The 17,637-nt window shown below is 71.4% G+C and carries 11 protein-coding genes; 8 read left to right on the top strand and 3 right to left on the bottom strand.

From position 1 onward, the window contains the following. Window positions 1-56: 56 nt before the first annotated feature. The 5 genes from J8403_RS27615 to J8403_RS27635 all read left to right on the top strand — a co-directional run bounded on the left by J8403_RS27615 (window position 57) and on the right by J8403_RS27635 (window position 8,339). A complete protein-coding gene (locus J8403_RS27615; RefSeq protein WP_211125529.1) occupies window positions 57-944 on the top strand; it encodes a Cgl0159 family (beta/alpha)8-fold protein in 888 nt (295 codons plus the stop codon). 29 nt (window positions 945-973) lie between these two features. Then, window positions 974-1,930: a 5-deoxy-glucuronate isomerase gene (gene iolB / locus J8403_RS27620; protein WP_211125530.1), complete on the top strand. Its 957-nt coding sequence runs from the start codon at window positions 974-976 to the stop codon at window positions 1,928-1,930. After that, the gene (gene iolD, locus J8403_RS27625) at window positions 1,927-3,813 is read left to right on the top strand and encodes a 3D-(3,5/4)-trihydroxycyclohexane-1,2-dione acylhydrolase (decyclizing) (protein WP_211125531.1); all 1,887 of its coding nucleotides are present in this window, start codon (window positions 1,927-1,929) and stop codon (window positions 3,811-3,813) included. Before iolB ends, iolD begins: the two co-directional genes overlap by 4 nt. 37 nt (window positions 3,814-3,850) lie before the next feature. Beyond that, complete coding sequence (locus J8403_RS27630) at window positions 3,851-5,347, top strand: CoA-acylating methylmalonate-semialdehyde dehydrogenase (protein ID WP_211125532.1); 1,497 nt, start codon at window positions 3,851-3,853, stop codon at window positions 5,345-5,347. 238 nt (window positions 5,348-5,585) lie between these two features. Beyond that, complete coding sequence (locus tag J8403_RS27635) at window positions 5,586-8,339, top strand: type 1 periplasmic-binding domain-containing protein (RefSeq protein WP_211125533.1); 2,754 nt, start codon at window positions 5,586-5,588, stop codon at window positions 8,337-8,339. A gap of 35 nt (window positions 8,340-8,374) precedes the next feature. Here the strand turns inward: J8403_RS27635 and J8403_RS27640 are convergent, their stop codons facing one another. The 3 genes from J8403_RS27640 to J8403_RS27650 form a co-directional block, all read right to left on the bottom strand. Beyond that, window positions 8,375-8,881 carry a hypothetical protein gene (locus J8403_RS27640; protein WP_211125534.1) on the bottom strand — a complete coding sequence of 169 codons (507 nt, stop codon included), beginning with the start codon at window positions 8,879-8,881 and terminating at the stop codon, window positions 8,375-8,377. Between the two features lie 166 nt (window positions 8,882-9,047). Next, on the bottom strand, window positions 9,048-10,868 hold the full coding sequence (locus J8403_RS27645) for an alpha/beta hydrolase (RefSeq protein ID WP_211125535.1): 1,821 nt from the start codon (window positions 10,866-10,868) through the stop codon (window positions 9,048-9,050). Window positions 10,869-10,876: 8 nt separating this feature from the next. Beyond that, the gene (locus J8403_RS27650) at window positions 10,877-11,308 is read right to left on the bottom strand and encodes a hypothetical protein (RefSeq protein ID WP_211125536.1); all 432 of its coding nucleotides are present in this window, start codon (window positions 11,306-11,308) and stop codon (window positions 10,877-10,879) included. A 365-nt stretch (window positions 11,309-11,673) separates the two neighbouring features. Here J8403_RS27650 and J8403_RS27655 point away from each other — a divergent pair, with 365 nt between their 5' ends. The 3 genes from J8403_RS27655 (at window position 11,674) to J8403_RS27665 (ending at window position 17,603) form a co-directional block, all read left to right on the top strand. Further along, window positions 11,674-13,788, top strand: a complete 2,115-nt coding sequence (locus tag J8403_RS27655; RefSeq protein ID WP_211125537.1) for an FUSC family protein — start codon at window positions 11,674-11,676, stop codon at window positions 13,786-13,788. Between the two features lie 139 nt (window positions 13,789-13,927). After that, entirely contained in the window at window positions 13,928-14,689 is a 762-nt protein-coding gene (locus tag J8403_RS27660; RefSeq protein WP_211125538.1) for a thioesterase II family protein, read from the top strand. Window positions 14,690-14,792: 103 nt separating this feature from the next. After that, window positions 14,793-17,603 carry a helix-turn-helix transcriptional regulator gene (locus J8403_RS27665; protein WP_211125539.1) on the top strand — a complete coding sequence of 937 codons (2,811 nt, stop codon included), beginning with the start codon at window positions 14,793-14,795 and terminating at the stop codon, window positions 17,601-17,603. Window positions 17,604-17,637 lie beyond the last annotated feature (34 nt).

The following is a 17,637-nucleotide window of genomic DNA, read 5'->3' on the forward strand; positions in this document are numbered from 1 at the left end:
CGCGGTCCCCGCGCTCCGTGTGCCCTTTCAAGAATCGCGAATGCGAGGAAAAACCCTTGAGCATCAGCATTTCGGACCTCGTGACGGTGCGCAGCCGCCATCCGGAGGCCATCGCGGAGGCGGCCGCCCGCCGGGTCCGCCGCCCCCTCATCGGTGACAGCGGCCGTCTGATGATCGTGGCCGCCGATCACCCGGCGCGCGGCGCCCTCGCCGTCGGTGGCCACAAGCTGGCCATGGCCAACCGGGTCGAGCTGCTGGAGCGGTTGTGCGTGGCGCTGTCCCGTCCCGGGGTCGACGGGGTGCTCGCCACCGCCGACATCCTCGAGGACCTGCTGCTGCTCGGCGCCCTCGAGGGCAAGGTCGTCATGGGCTCGATGAACCGTGGCGGCCTCGCCGGGGCCTCGTTCGAGCTCGACGACCGGTTCACCGGGCACCGCCCCCAGGACCTGACCCGGCTGCGTTTCGACGCCGGCAAGCTGCTGCTGCGCATCGACTACGACGACGCCGGTTCGCTGACCACCATGGTCAGCACGGCCCGCGCCATCGACGAGATGGCCGAGCGGCGGCTGCCGGTCTTCGTCGAGCCGTTCATCTCCCGGCGCACGGGCGGAAAGGTCGTCAACGACCTGAGCGCCGAGGCCGTCACCAAGTCCATAGCCATCGCCTCCGGCCTCGCCGGAACCTCCGCCTACACCTGGCTGAAGGTGCCGGTCACCGACGACGCCGACGAGATGGCGGCGGTGATGGAGACGAGCACCCTGCCGGCGGTGTTGCTCGGCGGCGACGTGGGCAAGTCTCCGCAGGACCAGGAGGAGGCGTACGAGAAGTGGCGCAAGGCGCTGGGGCTGCCCACCGTGCAGGGGCTGGTCGTCGGGCGGTCGCTGCTCTATCCGGCGGAGGGCAGCGTCGAGACCGCCGTGGACACCGCCGTCGGCCTGTTGTGACGCTGTAAGAAAGGCAGAGGGTTCACGCCATGACCACCAACGATCCGTTCCCCGGCTTCCATATGCAGGCCGGCAAGGCCGCCGACGGCCCCTACGCCGTGGACATCACCCCCGAGCGGGCCGGCTGGGGCTACTCCAGCCTGCGGGTCCTCGAGCTGCCGCCCGGCGGTTCGCACTCCCTGGCCACCGGTGACAGCGAGTGGATCGTGCTGCCGCTGAGCGGCGGCTGCACCGTGATCGCCGAGGGCGAGGCCTTCGAACTGCACGGCCGGGAGAGCGTGTTCAGCGGGGTGAGCGATTTCGTCTACCTGCCGCGCGACTCCCATGCCCAGATCGCCAGCGGGGCGGGAGGCCGCTTCGCGCTCACCGGCGCCCGCTGCGAGCGGCGGCTGCCCGCGCGCTACGGACCGGCCTCCGCCGTCCCCGTCGAGCTGCGCGGCAGCGGCAACTGCTCGCGCCAGGTGAACAACTTCGGCGCGGCAGGCGTCTTCGCCTGCGACAAGCTCATCGCCGTCGAGGTGCTCACCCCGGGCGGCAACTGGTCCTCGTACCCGCCGCACAAGCACGACCAGTGCCGCCCCGGCGAGGAGAGCGAGCTGGAGGAGATCTACTACTTCGAGATCGCCGAGGCCCACGGCAACGAGGGCATCGGCTACCAGCGGGTCTCCCCGTCGGGCCACGGCCGCGGCACCGACGTCCTCGCCGAGGTCCGCTCCGGGGACACCGTGCTGATCCCCGACGGCTGGCACGGCCCCTCCATCGCCGCCCCCGGCCATGACATGTACTACCTCAACGTCATGGCGGGCCCGGAGGAGGAGCGCGCCTGGCTCATCTGCGACCACCCGGACCACGCCTGGATCCGCTCGACCTGGCCGGACCAGCCCGTCGATCCCCGGCTGCCCCTGTACCAAGCACCCGATCAAGCCCCTGATCAAGCACCCGATCAAGCACCCGATTCCGCCGCACCCGCTGGAGACCCACGATGACCGCTTCGGCAGTGCGCCGCCTGACCGTCGCCCAGGCGCTGGTGGAATTCCTCGCCCACCAGTACACCGAGCGCGACGGGCGGCGGCATCGTCTGATCAACGCCACCTGGGGCATCTTCGGCCACGGCAATGTGGCCGGGCTCGGCCAGGCGCTGCTGGAGTCCGGGCCGGACACCATGCCGTATCTCCAGGGCCGTAACGAGCAGGCGATGGTGCACGCCGCGGTCGGCTACGCCCGCCAGAACAACCGGCTCGCCGCCCAGGCCGTCACCACCTCCATCGGCCCCGGCGCCACCAACCTCGTCACCGGCGCGGCGCTCGCCACCGTCAACCGGCTGCCGGTGCTGCTGCTGCCCGGCGACATCTTCGCCACCCGGACCGCCGACCCGGTGCTGCAGCAGCTCGAAGTCCCGTACGCGGGCGACCTCTCGGTGAACGACGCGCTGCGCCCGGTCTCCCGCTACTTCGACCGGGTGATGCGCCCCGAGGCGCTGATCCCGGCCGCGCTGCAGGCCATGCGGGTGCTGGCCGACCCGGCCGAGACCGGCGCCGTCACCCTCGCCCTTCCGCAGGACGTCCAGGCCGAGGCGTTCGACTGGCCCGAGGAGTTCTTCGCCGACCGGGTCTGGCACGTCCGCCGCCCCGCCCCCGAGACGACCGAGGTGGCCGCCGCCGCGCGGACGATCCGCGCCGCCCGCCGGCCGCTGATCGTCGCGGGCGGCGGGGTCCACCACAGCGAGGCCGAGGACGCCCTGCGCGCGCTCGTGGACGCGACCGGCATCCCGGTGGCCTCCACCCAGGCCGGCAAGGGCTCGCTGCGCTACGACCACCCCGCCGACATCGGCGGGATCGGCCACACCGGCACCGCCGTCGCCGACGATCTCGCCCGCACCGCCGACCTGGTCATCGGCGTGGGCACCCGCTACAGCGACTTCACCACCGCCTCCGCGACCCTGTTCGCGGACCCGGCCGTGCGCTTCCTCAACCTCAACATCACGCCGTTCGACGCCCACAAGCTGGGCGCCACCACCGTGGTCGCCGACGCCCGCGCCGCGCTGGAAGCGCTCACCGCCGAGCTGGCAGGCGACCGGGTCGACGAGACGTACGAGGCCGAGTACCGCACCGGGAAGGCCGTGTGGGAGCGCCGGGTGGACGCCGCGTACGCCGCCGGGGACGAGACCGCCCGGCCGTCCCAGACCCAGGTGCTGGGCGCGCTGGACGCGGTCGTCGGCGACGAGGACGTGGTGATCAACGCGGCGGGGTCGCTGCCGGGCGATCTCCACAAGCTGTGGCGCGCCCGCTCCCCGCGCCAGTACCACCTCGAATACGGCTACTCCTGCATGGGCTACGAGATCCCCGGCGCCATCGGCGTACGGCTCGCGGCGCCCGCCACCCCGGTCTGGGCGCTGGTCGGCGACGGTACGTATCTGATGATGCCCACCGAGATCGTCACCGCGGTCCAGGAGGGCATCAACATCAACATCGTGCTGTTCCAGAACCACGGCTACGCCTCGATCGGCGGTCTTTCGGAGACCACCGGCGGCGAGCGCTTCGGCACCGCCTACCGCTACCGGGCCGCCGACGGGCAGTACACCGGCGATCCGCTCCCGGTCGATCTGGCCGCCAACGCCGCCTCGCTGGGCATGGACGTGCTGCGTGCCGGGAGCGTGGGCGAGCTGCGCGAGGCGCTGGCCGCGGCGCGCGCCTCGGACCGGCCCACATGTGTCTATGTGGAGACCGAAACGGCCGACACAGTGTCCGGCGCACCCGAGGCACAGGCGTGGTGGGATGTGCCTGTCGCCCAGACCGCGACCCGTCCGGCCGCCGTGAAGGCCCGCGAGGACTACGACCGGCAGGCCGCCGCACGCCGCCGCCACCTCTGACGTTTCTGACGTTGTTCGAGAGAAAGGCTCCGCACCCATGAAGACCGTCAACCACTGGATCGGCGGAAAGACCGTCGAGGGCGCGACCGGCGCGTACGGCCCGGTCTACAACCCCGCCACCGGCGCTCAGGACACCCAGGTCGCCCTGGCCTCCGTGGAAGAGGTCGACGCGGCCGTGGCCGCGGCCAAGGAGGCGTTCCGCTCCTGGGGCACGGTGTCGCTGTCCAAGCGCACCGCGATCCTCTACAAGTACCGCGAGCTGCTGGACGCCCACCGCGACGAGATCGCCGAGCTGATCACCGCCGAGCACGGCAAGGTCCACTCGGACGCGCTGGGTGAGGTGGCCCGTGGTCTGGAGATCGTGGAGCTGGCCTGCGGGATCGCCGAGAAGCTGAAGGGCGAGCTGTCCACCCAGGTCTCCACCGGGGTCGATGTGTCCTCGATCCGCCAGCCGCTCGGGGTGGTCGCGGGCATCACGCCGTTCAACTTCCCGGCGATGGTGCCGCTGTGGATGTTCCCGGTGGCCATCGCCTGCGGCAACACCTTCGTCCTCAAGCCCAGCGAGAAGGACCCGTCGGCCTCCCTCCGGCTGGCCGAGCTGGCCACCGAGGCGGGGCTGCCGGACGGGGTGCTCAATGTCGTCCATGGCGACAAGGTGGCCGTCGACCGGCTGCTGGAGCACCCGGACATCGCGGCCGTCAGCTTCGTCGGCTCCACGCCGATCGCCAAGTACATCCAGTCCAGGGCCATCGAGCACGGCAAGCGGGTGCAGGCGCTCGGCGGCGCCAAGAACCACATGCTGGTGCTGCCCGACGCCGACCTGGACTTCGCCGCGGACAACGCCATCAACGCGGCCTACGGCTCGGCCGGTGAGCGCTGCATGGCGGTCTCCGTCGTGGTCGCGGTCGGCGACATCGGCGACGACCTGGTGAAGAAGATCGCCGACCGGGCCGCCAAGCTCCGCATCGGCCCCGGGAACGACCCGGCCTCCGAGATGGGCCCGCTGATCACCAAGGAGCACCGCGACAAGGTCGCCGGCTATGTGCACGGGGCGGCGGCCCAGGGCGCCGAGGTGGTCGTGGACGGCACGGGGTACACCGTGGACGGCCATGAGGACGGCTTCTTCATCGGCGTCTCGCTGCTGGACAAGGTCCCGCCGACGGCCGACGCCTACCGTGACGAGATCTTCGGCCCGGTGCTGTGCGTGGTGCGCGCCGAGACCTACGACGAGGCCATCGAGCTGATCAACAGCTCCAAGTGGGGCAATGGCACGGCCATCTTCACCCGCGACGGCGGCGCCGCCCGCCGCTTCCAGCTGGAGGTGGAGGCGGGCATGGTCGGCGTCAATGTGCCGATTCCGGTGCCGGTGGGCTACCACTCCTTCGGCGGCTGGAAGGACTCGCTCTTCGGCGACCACCACATCTACGGCAACGACGGGGTGCACTTCTACACCCGCGGCAAGGTCGTCACCACCCGCTGGCCGGAGCCGTCGGAGGAGGTCGGCATCAACCTCGGGTTCCCGAAGAACCACTGAGGCGTATGGGACGAACCACTGAGGCCTATGTGACGAACTACCGAGGCGCATATGACGAATCGCTGAGGCGTATGCGCAGAACCACTGAGGCGTATGTGACGTGTGATTCGCACGTTTGAGTGGTTTCCCCCGCCCCCTGCCGGACCCGGTCCGGCAGGGGGTTTCGCCGTCGTGAGGGCCGGGGATCCCAGGCCCACGGAGAAAACGGGGGACATCGGGGGGCGGCATGCCTGGGTTCATGGAGGGGGAAGGGACCGAGGAGTTCATCGAGGCGCTCAAGGGCGCCGTGGTGCCTCGGGACCGTAAGGCCAAGGGGCGGGATCTGCTGCCGCCCGTGCTGCTGCTCGCCGAGGGCGAGCGGGCGGTGGCCCACGCGCATCAGGCGATGCGGGGGCTGAGCCGGATGCTCTATCCTGACGGCGCCAAGCGGGTGCCGTACGCGGCGCTCGGCCCCGATGAGATCCGCGACGCCGCCGGGCGGCGGCCGCTGACGCTCGACCTCGGCCGGGAGCTGTGCGTCGATGTGCCCCGCCGCACCGGCCGCCTGCGGCTCACCGACTTCTTCCTGACGCGGGACATCGTCGAGCAGGCGCTGGACCCGCGCGCCCCCGAGCCGGATGGCCGCGCGCTGCGCGACCACTGCTACGCCCGGCGGATCGCCCGCGGGCCGCTGCTGCGGGCCTTATGGACACTCGGCGGCGAAAGCGCCGAGGGCGGCACGGCGGGCCCGGGCTGGGTCGCGGAGCTGCGCCGCCTGCTGATGCGCCCCCTCTTCCAGCTGCTGCCGCGCTGGTGGTGGGGGCGGCGCCGCACCCGCCTGCTGCTGCGCTCCACCCGGCGCGGCTGGTACGCCGACTGGCGGCGCATCAGCCACGGCCGCACCGCCGAGGACTTCTTCGAGAACGCCGCGCGGCTGCTGCGCGCCGAGCGCGGACGCGACCCGGAGGCGGCGATCGGCCGGTGGGAGGAGCTGCTGCTGCACGCGCTGCTGGCGGATCTGCGGCGCGCGGCCCGGCCGGGCCGGATCTCGCCCTGGCGGCGCCGGCGGCGCACCCGGTGCGTCTTTCTGCTGGAGCTGCCGGAGGACGCCGCCGGTGCGGCGGCCGGGGAGCGCTTCCTGGAGCGGTACGCGGAGGCCGCCCGGGACACCCGGTGCGCGGCGGCCGTGGTGGTGGCCGTCTCCCCGGCGGGCGTTGCGGGCGTATCCCGGGCGGATGGGGCGGACGGGGCGGGCGTGTCCCCGGCGGACGGGGCGGCCTCATCTCCGGCGGGCGGGGCGTCCGCGGGGGAGAGCGGCGGGCTGGGCCGTGCGGCGGCCAGGCTGCGCGGTGCGAGCGGGACGCCGTCGCGGGCGCCCCGGCCGCTGCGGGCCGTGCTGCCCGCGCCCGTGCCGGAGTCGGAGGGGCTGGACCTCGATCCCGTCTCGCCGCGCACCTTCCGGCTCGGCCCGGCCGCCGAGCTGACCCTGACCGGGGTGGTGGTGGCGGCCCTGCTCAGCGCCCCGGGTGTATGGCTGCTGGACCGGGTCACGGACGAGCCGGACCGCGGCTGTCTGGGCGGGGCGTCCAGCGAGGTCGTCGCGGGCCGGCCCCAGCTGAGCGCGGACTCGCCCCGGAAGCAGTACGAGGACGCCCGGCGGCTGATCCGCGAGGAGAACGCACGGGTGGACCGCGAGGTCGGGGACGGCGACGGCACCGCCCGTACGGTGGTGCACATCGGCTCGGACGTGGCCGCCGACCCGCAGGGGCAGCGGTACAACGCGGCGGTGCCCGAGCTGCGCGGTATCGCACTGGCCCAGCGCGCGCTGAACGACGAGGCGCGCAACGACTCCCAGAAGGTGTGGCTGCGCATCGACAGCCGTAACGCGGGGGACGACTTCGCCAACGCGCCGCGCATCGCCCGCCAGGTCGCCGAGGACGCCCGGAGGAAGGGCTCGGGGATCATCGGGGTGGTGGGCTTCTCCAAGAGCCTGAAGCAGACCCAGGAGGCCGTGCGGATCCTGGGCGGCGCGCGGATCCCGGTCATCGGCACCACGGCCACGGCGGATCTGATGCAGGTGGACGGGTACTACCGCAGGGTCGCGCCCACCGACAGCCGTGAGGCCGCGATCGAGGCCGACTTCGCCCACCGGGGCAACATCATGGACGACGGCACCGGGAGCTGCTCCCCGGCCCGCGCCGCCGTGGTCGTCAAGGACCCCCGGGATCTGTACAGCGATGAGATAGGGACGCTGTTCGCCGAGCGGTTCGGCGCCCGGCCGTTCACCTTGGAGTACACCCCCGGCGGCCGGTCCGGCGGTGCCGCCCAGGGGCCGGGGCAGGACCGTGTCGCCCGTAAGGACAGCATCGGCGAGCTTGCCGACGCGGTGTGCGAGCGGGTCATCGCCGACCCCCGTACGGTCGTCTACTGGGCCTCCCGCGCCCTCCAGTTCAGCGCGTTCCTCGACGACTTCGGGGACAACACCGCGTGCGAGGGCAGAAAGCTGACGGTGCTCGGCGGCAATGACCTCACCACCGCCGCCCTCGCCGGTGCGTACGCGGACCGGCCCTGGCTGCGGCTCTACCACACCGTCCATGTGCTGCCCGCGGGCCATCCGCGGCTGAGCGATATCGCCAAGAAGTTCAACGCCGACTACGCCAGGGACTTCGGAGCCCATGACCTGTGGCGCGACGACGGGCGGGCCGCCCTGGCGTACGACGCGATGCAGCTGATGGCCGAGGCGGCCAACCGGGCCTTCCGCAGCACCGACAACGTGGAGCGCTCCAATGTGCAGATCGGCCTCGACAACGGCATCCGGAAGCAGGGCGCCAGCGGCTATCTGGACGTCGGGCGGGGCCGCTCGGTGCCCCGGGACAAGCCGCTGGTGATCCTGCACCACACCGACCGGGGCTCGGAGCCGGTGCTGTACTGCGGCGCGTTCACCCAGAATCCGGCCGGGCGGGCCACGCACTGGGGGCCGCGGGGGAAGTTCTCATGTCCCAGGGACAGTTGAGGCACCACCATTCGAGCCTCCTCCGGGGCGTCAGGCTAGGAGTGCTCGATCGTCTTTCCTTCAGGGACTCGGTAGCAGCCTGAGGTGACTTCGATGCCGATACTCGGGGTGTCACGCTTGCTGTACCCGACGATCCAGACACTCATCTTCTTGGAGTCGTTGTCGGCGACGATATTGAGGTTCTTGTTCGCGCTGTTGTCGCGGTGAGAGCTCTTGATCACCCAATCGCCCGTGCCGAGTTTCTCCTTGAGGTTCTTCATGGCGACGTCGTTGTCCGCGCCGGACTCGGGCTTGAAGTTCCACGGGTGGTAGACCTGGAAGTACTTGTCCGGATCCTTGCCGGAACACGCCTTGACACCGGGCCCGGGTTGGGATGCTGTGCCGGGTACCCCGATGAAGTCGTAGATCTGGCTGGAGACCGCTTTCACGGCGGCAACCGCCTCGTCGGTGCTGGCCGTGCCCGCGTGGGGAATCCCCGAGGCCGAGTCGCCCGACTCGCTGGTGTTGGTGGCGGGGGATTCCGAGGTGTCGTCGTTGGTCATGCCGCATCCACTAAGAAGAAGGCCGGTCAACACGAGAGGGAACAGGGCACTGCCCGGGCGACGCCGATGAGAGGTGGGGAGCAGTGCGCGGAGCATGCGAGTCCTTGGTGTTGTTCGGCAGGTCGGTGGTGGTCCGGTGGGTGTTTGCACGCCTGGAGGGGATTCGTTACCGGGCAGCGGTGACGTCGCCGTACTCGCCGACCACGACCAGCGCTTGGTTCTTCAGCGCGGTCGTGCCCTTGTTCCAGTACTCACTGTGGCCTTCCGATCCCGTGGTCGCTTGGGGGCCACTGCCCTCAGCGTGCGTGTTCATCTGGTGGGCGCCGAAGGCATCGTCGCTGGGGATGAGGAATACGCCGCCGCCCATCTTCCACTGACTGCCGCCATGACCCCAGCGGCCGATGTCCGGGACTTTGTCCCCGTCTGCTTCCTCGTTCCACACGTGCCCCTTCGGAGCGTCCATCTCATCGGCCGAACCTACCTTTACCCCCGGGCTCCCGGCGAAGATCACATCATCTGCGTTGAGGTCGCCTGTCTGGGCCGCCGCTCCGATGAGGGTGGTGCCGTAGGAGTGCCCGATGGCCGTGCGGTGCGGCTCGCCGGAACCACTGTGCGAGGCGTCGAGACCGTCCATGAACTTCCGGTAAGCGGGCGCTCCGTCATAGGCGTAGTGCTCGAACGGGGCGTCTTTGACGATGCTCTGCGGGGCGTCGTAGCCGAGCCAGGTGATGGTCGACACAGACGCGTCCGGTGTCGCCTGCTGTGTCTGGCGCCACAGCTCGGTCATCCGGTCGACGTTGCCCTCGATGCTGCTCAGGTTCGACGTCGTGCCGGGCACGTACACGGCCTGGTGCCGAGCGGTGTCCGGGTTGCCGTTGGCCACGATGGCCCGTCCGTTGCCCTCCGGACTGAAGCCGAGCAGATACGCCTCGGGCAAGCCGCCCTCGCCGGTCTGGTCGAACCGGGTCTGGATGGCGTTCATGCCCTTGAGGGACGATTCCAGGTGCCGGTACTGGTCGCCGTACTTCTTGTCCCACTCCATCCACTCGTCGGTGTGGACCTTGGAGGGGTACATCCCGGAGGTGATCCACGTCCACTCGTTCGCGGGCGGCTTGGGGATCCCGTTCAGCTCCGTCTGGTACTGGCCCCGCTTCTCGTCGAGGACGATACGGTTGGCCTCGTCCCGAGCCGTGGCGGGCAGGCCATCGAGCCCGCCGACGGTGTTCGGCTGGAGCGCGGTCCAGGCCGCCTGCTGTTCGGGGTCGAGACCCTTCCACCAGTCCGCGTTGGCCTTTGGGCTGCCCTCCTTCGGGGGCTGCGGCAGGGAGTCCAGATAGTCCTTGCCCGCCCCGCGGACGCCCTCCGTGTCCTTCCCCGCGTCCGCCCAGTCCCCGGCGGACACGATCAGGTCGTCGTCCGCCTTGAGCTTGCGCAGCTGCGGCGCCCACTTCTGGTCCGCGTCTGTGGCCTCCTTCAGGGCCTCCGCGATGCGGTTGGCGATGCCCTGGGCTATCGCGTAGTTCGGGTTCGGGTCGAAGTTGCCCGCTTGGCGCTGGATCGCCCGGACCTGCTCGGACAGGCTGCCGCTGGCCGAACCGGGCTGCGGCGGGGAACCGCCCGGGTCCTCACCGGCCGCCGGATAGGCCACCGAGCCATCGGCGTCCACCGTGAATGTGTGCTCGGCCGCCTCCGACAGCGCCCGCTTCAGTTTGTCCTGCGCCGGGCGCGTGTCCGCCGCGAAGGCGTTCAGGGCTGTGCCGACCAGGCCGCACTCGACCTGCACGTAATGGAAGTCCTTCGCCACCTCGCGCAGTTGGACGACCGCGGCATCGACCGCCTCACCCTTCAGCGCCTTCCGCATCTGGGTGGTGATCCGCTGCTCCAGCGCGTCCTTTGCCTGGCTCGCCATGTCGCTGACCGAGCGGTAGCCGGTCGCCGCTTCCTCGAACTCGTGCAGCTTGAGCGTCTTCAGCGCCTCGATGTCCATGGCTCAGGTCACTTTCCCTCGCCGCCGACGGCCGGGGTGTCGCGGTACTGCTTCCCCATCTCCACGAAAAGGCTCTTGACGTTCTCGTCGGTGAGGAGCAGGTCCTTGCCCGCCCGCTCCAGGTTGCCCTGCAGCGTGGTGCACCGCCCGGACAGCTTGTCCAGGTACGTCTTCCAGCTCTGGTAGACCTCGGATTGTGCCGCCGCGGTCTCCACCTCTCCGCCGGTGGCCAGACCGTGCTGGCCGGTTTCGAGGGAGGTCAGCACCTTCTTCGCGTTGCTGCTGAGGCCCCCGACGGCGCTGCCCGCCGCCGTCCACGCGGCCTTGCTGGACTTCACGCCCCCCTCGCCGCCGCCGCCCCCGGCGCTCGCCAGCCGCATCCCGGGCCCGCCCGCAGCGGCGCCCTTGAGACGCGCCCACTCCTCCTCGAACGAACCCATGTCCCCCTCCATTACGCTTCAGCCGCGCATGACCCGTATCAGCCGCTGCCAGGCTAGAGGGAACAATGCGGCGGCTCGTGAGTACACGTACTCAGAAGCCGGGCCGCATGTCCAGACCCCGGCTCGTCGTGGTCCAAAGATGAAGGACCAGCCGTCCGCCTGGGCCGCCGTGGGGTCCTCGGCGATGTCGTTCGGGGCATCGCCGCACTTGCCGCGGCGGCGCATCGGCAGATTGACCCGTTGCGGAAGGGGCGGCTCTCGGCAGGTGAGGGGCGGTATGGAGGTGGTGGGGCTCTCGGGAGGCGGCGCTCGGGGACCGGAACGGTTGGTTCAGTTCTCCCGGGGCCACCCCGTAGTCTCGCCGTATGACCTGGTCGCACGCATTGAAGGAGACCGCCCGGACCGGCCTTGCGATCGAGCGCACCAGGACGGAGCCGCTGGTCGCGATCCGTGCCGCGGGCGGGGTCGCGCTCGTCATCGGGATGGCGCTGTGGCTCGGCTCGCCGACGCTCGCCGTCTCGGCGGCCTTCGGCGCCTTCTCCGCCGGGGTCGCCACCTTCCAGCGCAGTTGGCGACCCCGCCCCTGGCTGGCGCTGGCCGCCGCGACCGGTCTCGCGGTGAGCACCTTCCTCGGCTATCTGGCCGCCGCCCACACCTTCACCTTCGTCATCATGCTCGCCGTCTGGACGCTGATGACGGGCATGGCATGGGCGGTCGGCCCGGTTTCGGGGCTGGTCTCCACCCAGATGGTGGCCGTCATGCTGATCACGGTCACCCTCCCGACCTCGACCCTGGGCGCCCTGGGGCACGCCCTGCTGGTCGGGCTCGGCGGCGTGGTGCAGGCCGCGCTGATCGTGCTCTTCCCGGTCCGCCCGTGGGGCGTGCAGCGCGACGCCCTCGCGGACGCGCTCGCCGCCGTCGCGGACTACGCCCGCAAACTGCGCTACGAGCCGGTGGCGCACTTCGACCCCAAGCCGCTGATGGAGGCCCGTAGCGCCGCCGCCCTCACCCCGCGTCAGGCCCGGCGGCGGCCTCGGCAGCTGCGCGGCTATCGGCTGCTGGCCGAGCGGATCCGCCCGGTGCTCGCCTCGCTCGCCGACCCGGTGGTCGGCGCCCCCGAGGAGGGGCCCGAGCGCGACCGGGTGCGGGAACTGCTGGCCGCCACGGGCACCGTGCTGGACGCGGTGGCCCACGCCATCCGCCACGGCACACCGGTGCGGGTGCCCTCCGACGCCATGTCCGTCCTGCGGATGCCGGAGGACGGGCCGAAGCTGAGCGGCGCCGCCCGCCGTGCCGCGCTGCGGCTCTTCTCGCTGGTGGCGGACGTGGTGGAGGCGTCCGATGAGCCGGTGGAGGAGGTGTCCCCCGAAGGCCGCACGGTCCACCGCTTCCGGCCCCGCCCCGGTATCACGGGCGCCGTGGCCATGGCGCTGCGCGCCGTCCGCCGCGAGGCCCGCTGGTCCTCGCCGGTGCTGCGCCACGCGGTGCGCCTGTGCGCGGTCGACGTCAGCGGCTATCTGCTGAGCACGGCCCTGCCGCTGGGGCACTCGTACTGGGCCCCGCTGACCGCCACGATGGTGCTGCGGCCGGACTTCGCCCAGACGTACTCCCGCGGCGTCGCCCGCTTCCTGGGCACCCTGGCGGGGGTGCTGGTCGGCGGCGGGGTGGTGGCACTGGTCCACCCCGGCTCCTATCTGAGCGCCGGGCTGGCCGTGGTGTGTGTCCTGGCGATGTACCTGCTGCTGCGCACCGGGTTCATCGTGACCTCCGCGTGCGTGAGCGCGTATGTGGTCTTCCTGCTCAGCATCGCGGGCGAGGCATGGGGTCAGACCGTGCAGGCGCGGGTGGCGCTGACCCTGCTCGGCGGGGTGCTGGCGATGGTGGCGTACGCGGTCTTCCCGGCCTGGGAGACACCGCGGCTGCGGGACCGGCTCGCGGACTGGCTGGCCGCGAACGGCTCCTTCGCCACCGCCGTCTTCGACGCCTACGCCCGCCCCGCCGACCGCCGCCCCCGCCAGGTGCGGGACGCCCTGCTGGACGCCCGCGCGGCGCGGGCGGCCTGGGAGCAGAGCGAGTCACAGGCGCACCGGGAACCGGTGCGCCACCGCGGACTGTCGCGGCGCGCGGCGCGGGCGGCGCAGACGGCGCTGTCCACGATGGGACGAGTCGTCATGCTGCTGGAGGCGCATCTGCCGGAGCGCGACGCGGCGCCGTCCGAAGGGGCCCGGGACTTCGCCGAGGCACTGCGGGAGGCGATGCCGAAGGCGGTCGAGGCGGTACGGGAGCGGCGGCCACTGAACTGGGAGGCGGTGCACCGGTCGCTGGAGCGGTGGCGGCAGAAGGCGGGGGACCGCCCGGGGGTGGCGCTGCGGGACGCCGAGCAACTCGTCGACGCCCTGGACGATCTGGCGGAGGCGCTCACCAGGAGTGGGCGACAGTCACGCACGCCCCGGGGGCCCAGTCAAGGAGAATCCCCCTAGACTAGGGGTGCCCCCTACATCAATGGGCGTGTTAATCATGAAGGGGCAGTGCTGTGCCGAGGTGCCCTGGATGCACGCCCGGTAGGCTCTGCCGTCTGTCCGCACGGATTGCCTGACGAGTGAAAGAACTTCCCTACGCATGGGTGCACAGCGAGACGACAGCGTCTGGATACGACGATTCCATCCGGCGCCCGAGAGTCGCGCCCGTCTGATCTGTCTGCCGCACGCCGGTGGTTCGGCGTCGTTCTTCTTCCCGATGTCGCAAACGCTTTCGTCGTCCGCGGATGTGCTGTGCGTGCAGTATCCGGGGCGTCAGGACCGGCGGCAGGACCCGCTGATCGAGAACATCGGTGCGTACGCGGACGCCATCGCCGCGGAGTTGAAGCCGTGGCTCGATCTCCCGGTCGTCTTCTTCGGGCACAGCATGGGCGCCGTTCTCGCGTTCGAGGTGACCCGGCGGCTGGAGGAGGCCGACGCGGAGTTCTCCGCGCTCGCCCTCTTCGCCTCGGGCCGCCGGGCGCCCTCCCGTTACCGCGACGAGAATGTGCACCGGCGTGATGACGACGGCGTCGTACGCGAGATGAAACTGCTGAGCGGCACCGATGCGCGCGTCCTCGGAAATGAGGAGATTCTGCGCATGGCGATGCCGGCGATCCGCGGTGACTACAAGGCGATCGAGACCTACCGCTCGGTGCCCGGCGCCGCCGTCCGCTCGCCGATCACCGTGCTGACCGGCGACAACGACCCCAGGACCAGCCTCGAAGAGGCGGAGGCGTGGCGGTCGCACACCACCGGCGCGTTCGACATCCGGGTGTTCCCGGGAGGTCACTTCTTCTTGGCCGGGCATCAAGAGCCGATTATGAGTCTCGTCGCGGAGAAGCTTTCGGGGTCGAGACCCTGACCCGGGCGCTTCAGGAACCTGGCCGACGCACTGGAAAAAACCACTCGTCACGCTTGTTGCCCCCGGCGGTCCGTTGGGGGTATCAGGTGACGTTCATCGGGGGATGAATTCTTTGCCTGCGAACCTCTTCGAATGGGAGAACCACCTCTCCGCCCTGCGCGAAATGCTGCGCGGCGCGACACAGGGCAGAGGCCGGCTGGCCTTGGTCAGCGGTGCGGTGGCCAGTGGCAAGACCACGCTGCTGAACACCTTTGCCGAACAGGCCATCGAAAGCGGCGCGTTGCTCCTGGAAGCGACCGGTTCGAGAGCCGAGAGAGATCTCCCGTTCGGGATTATCCGGAAGATTTTCGACAACGGCGCGATGCCCTCCGATGTGCGATCCGAAGTGACCGCACTGCTTGACGGAAACGGGCTGGAAAGCACCGCCGCGGGACGCATGCACGTGATGTCCCAGATTTCCTCGGTACTGCTGCGGATGGTCGACGATCGCACTCTTGTCGTCCTCGTCGACGATGTGCACTGCGGCGACGACCAGTCCCTGCAATTCCTGCTCCACCTGGCCCGCCGGGTGCGTCAGGCGAAGGTTCTCATCGTCCTCACCGAATCCCCCCGGCTTCGTCAGGAACAATTCACCTTCCACGCCGAACTGCTCCGCCAGCCCAACTGCGTCCGCATGCGGCTGCACATGCTCACCGAGCCCGGCGTCGCCGAGGCGCTGTCCGGCTCCCTGTCCCCAACCGTCGCCGCCCGCCTCGCCCCCGAATGCCACCGCGTCTCCGGCGGCAACCCGATGCTGCTGCGCGCCCTGCTGGAGGACTGGCGGACCGTCGGCGAACACGGCGAGGCCCAGCAGCGCCCCGCGCCCGGTGAGGCGTTCGCGCACGCCGTCCTCGGCTGTCTGCACCGCGGCGAGCCCGAGGTGCTGGAGGTCGCCCGCGGGGTCGCCGTCCTCGGCGACGCCCGCTCGCCGCGGCTGCTCGGCCAGCTCCTCGACCTGAGCGTCAGCACGGTCCAGCAGGGCGTCCAGGACCTGCACCAGTGCGCCATCCTGGAACACAACGCCTTCCGCGACGAAGTGGCCCGCACCGCCGTGCTCGACGCGACCCCCGCGACCGACCGCGGCGCCCTGCACGCCCGCGCCGCCCGGCTGCTGCACGCCGACGGCGCCTCCGCCCTCGACGTCGCCCGCCAACTGGTCTCCGCGCCGCAGGACGCCGAGCGCTGGACCGTCCCCGTCCTGCGCGAGGCCGCCGAATTCGCGCTGGTCGAGGAGGAGTTGGAGTTCGCGCTCCGCTGCCTCGAACACGCCCACCACGCCTGTGGGCCCGGCCCCGAGCGCACCGCGCTCAAGGCCCGGCTGGTCGGCATCGCCTGGCGGATCGGCCCGGCCGCCGCCGAGAGCCATCTGCCGGAACTCCTCGCCGACGCCGAGCGGGGCCGGCTCGCCCCGCGCGACGTCGCCCCGATCACCTCCTACCTCGTCTGGTCCGGGCGGCTGGACGCGGCGGCCGGCGCCGTCGCCGCGCTGGCCCGCTCGGCCGGCACCGGCGACGACCCCGCGATGACCGCCGCCGTCTCCGCCTCCGCCCAGTGGCTGACGATGCTCAGCCCCCCGCTGCGCGACCGCCTCCCCACCGTCGGGACCGGCGTCACGGCGGCCACCGGCGCCCCCCGCGACATGGCCTACCTGGCCTACGCCCACGCCGCCGCCACCATGTCCGCCGCGCTCACCGAGGGCCAGGCCGACCGGGCCGTCATCGAGGCCGAGCGGGTCCTGCAGCGCCACCACCTGAGCGACAGCACCCTCCAGCCGCTGGTCGTCGCGCTGCTGGCGCTGGTCCTGGCCGGCCGGCTCGACCTGGCCCTGTCCTGGTGCGAGCGGCTGCTGGGCGAATGCTCCGCCCGCCGCGTTCCCACCTGGCAGGCGCTGCTGTCCGCCGTACGGGCCGAGATAGCCCTGCGCCAGGGCGATCTGCAGGTCGCCGCGCACCAGGCGCGCAGCGCGATGTCACGGATCTCGGTCCAGGGCTGGGGCGTGGGCATCGGCCTGCTGCTGTCCACCCTGATCCAGGCCGAGACCGGGATGGGCCACTACGACGAGGCCATGGCGCTGCTCGAACAGCCCCTGCCCGACGAGCTCTTCCAGACCCTCCCCGGCCTGCTCTACCTGCGGGCCAGGGGCCGCTGCCATCTGGCCACCGGCCGCTACCACGCCGCGCTCGGCGACTTCACGGCCGCCGGTGAGCTGATGGACGCCTGGCGGATGGAGATGCCCCTGCTGACCCCCTGGCGGGTGGACGCCGCCGAGACCTGGCTGGCCCTCGGCGACCCCAAGCGCGCCCGCGCACTGGCCGAGGAGCAGCTGCGGCTGGGCCCGGAGGACCCCCGGCTGCGCGGCGCCCTGCTGGTGGTCCTGGCCCGCACCGACGAGCTCAAGCGCCGGGTGCCCCGGCTCAAGGAGGCCGTCGAGATCCTGGAGGGCGGCGACGACCGCATCCAGCTGGCCATCGCCCTCGGTGAACTCGGTCGCGCCTACCGCTCGCTGGGCGACTTCAACCGGGGCCGGGTGTTCGTCCGCAAGGCGTGGCACGTGGCCAAGACCTGCGGCGCCGATCCGCTGTGCCGTGAGCTGATGCCCCGCCACGCGGACGCCGGTGAGTTCGCGGCGGCCGCCGCCCAGCCGGGCCAGGGCGCCGAGCAGCAGCGCGATGTGGAGGCGCTGACCGAGGCGGAGGTGCGGATCGCGGTGCTGGCCGCGCACGGCAACACCAACCGGGAGATCGCCTCCAAGCTGTTCGTCACCGTCAGCACGGTGGAGCAGCACCTGACCCGCATCTACCGCAAGCTGAACGTCAAGCGCCGCCGTGACCTGCCCGCGAAGCTCTCGGACAGCAGCTTGACCGGGACGGTGTAGAGGGGGGCTACCCGCGGTCGTGAGCCCGCGACCG

Source organism: Streptomyces yatensis (genome assembly GCF_018069625.1).
Taxonomy (GTDB): domain Bacteria; phylum Actinomycetota; class Actinomycetes; order Streptomycetales; family Streptomycetaceae; genus Streptomyces; species Streptomyces yatensis.

Coding starts and splice junctions, on each gene's coding strand:
- iolB (WP_211125530.1), top strand. CDS start 974: ATGACCACCAACGATCCGTTCCCCGGCTTCCATATGCAGGCCGGCAAG.
- iolD (WP_211125531.1), top strand. CDS start 1,927: ATGACCGCTTCGGCAGTGCGCCGCCTGACCGTCGCCCAGGCGCTGGTG.
- J8403_RS27630 (WP_211125532.1), top strand. CDS start 3,851: ATGAAGACCGTCAACCACTGGATCGGCGGAAAGACCGTCGAGGGCGCG.
- J8403_RS27635 (WP_211125533.1), top strand. CDS start 5,586: ATGGAGGGGGAAGGGACCGAGGAGTTCATCGAGGCGCTCAAGGGCGCC.
- J8403_RS27640 (WP_211125534.1), bottom strand. CDS start 8,881: ATGACCAACGACGACACCTCGGAATCCCCCGCCACCAACACCAGCGAG.
- J8403_RS27645 (WP_211125535.1), bottom strand. CDS start 10,868: ATGGACATCGAGGCGCTGAAGACGCTCAAGCTGCACGAGTTCGAGGAA.
- J8403_RS27650 (WP_211125536.1), bottom strand. CDS start 11,308: ATGGGTTCGTTCGAGGAGGAGTGGGCGCGTCTCAAGGGCGCCGCTGCG.
- J8403_RS27655 (WP_211125537.1), top strand. CDS start 11,674: ATGACCTGGTCGCACGCATTGAAGGAGACCGCCCGGACCGGCCTTGCG.
- J8403_RS27660 (WP_211125538.1), top strand. CDS start 13,928: ATGGGTGCACAGCGAGACGACAGCGTCTGGATACGACGATTCCATCCG.
- J8403_RS27665 (WP_211125539.1), top strand. CDS start 14,793: ATGAATTCTTTGCCTGCGAACCTCTTCGAATGGGAGAACCACCTCTCC.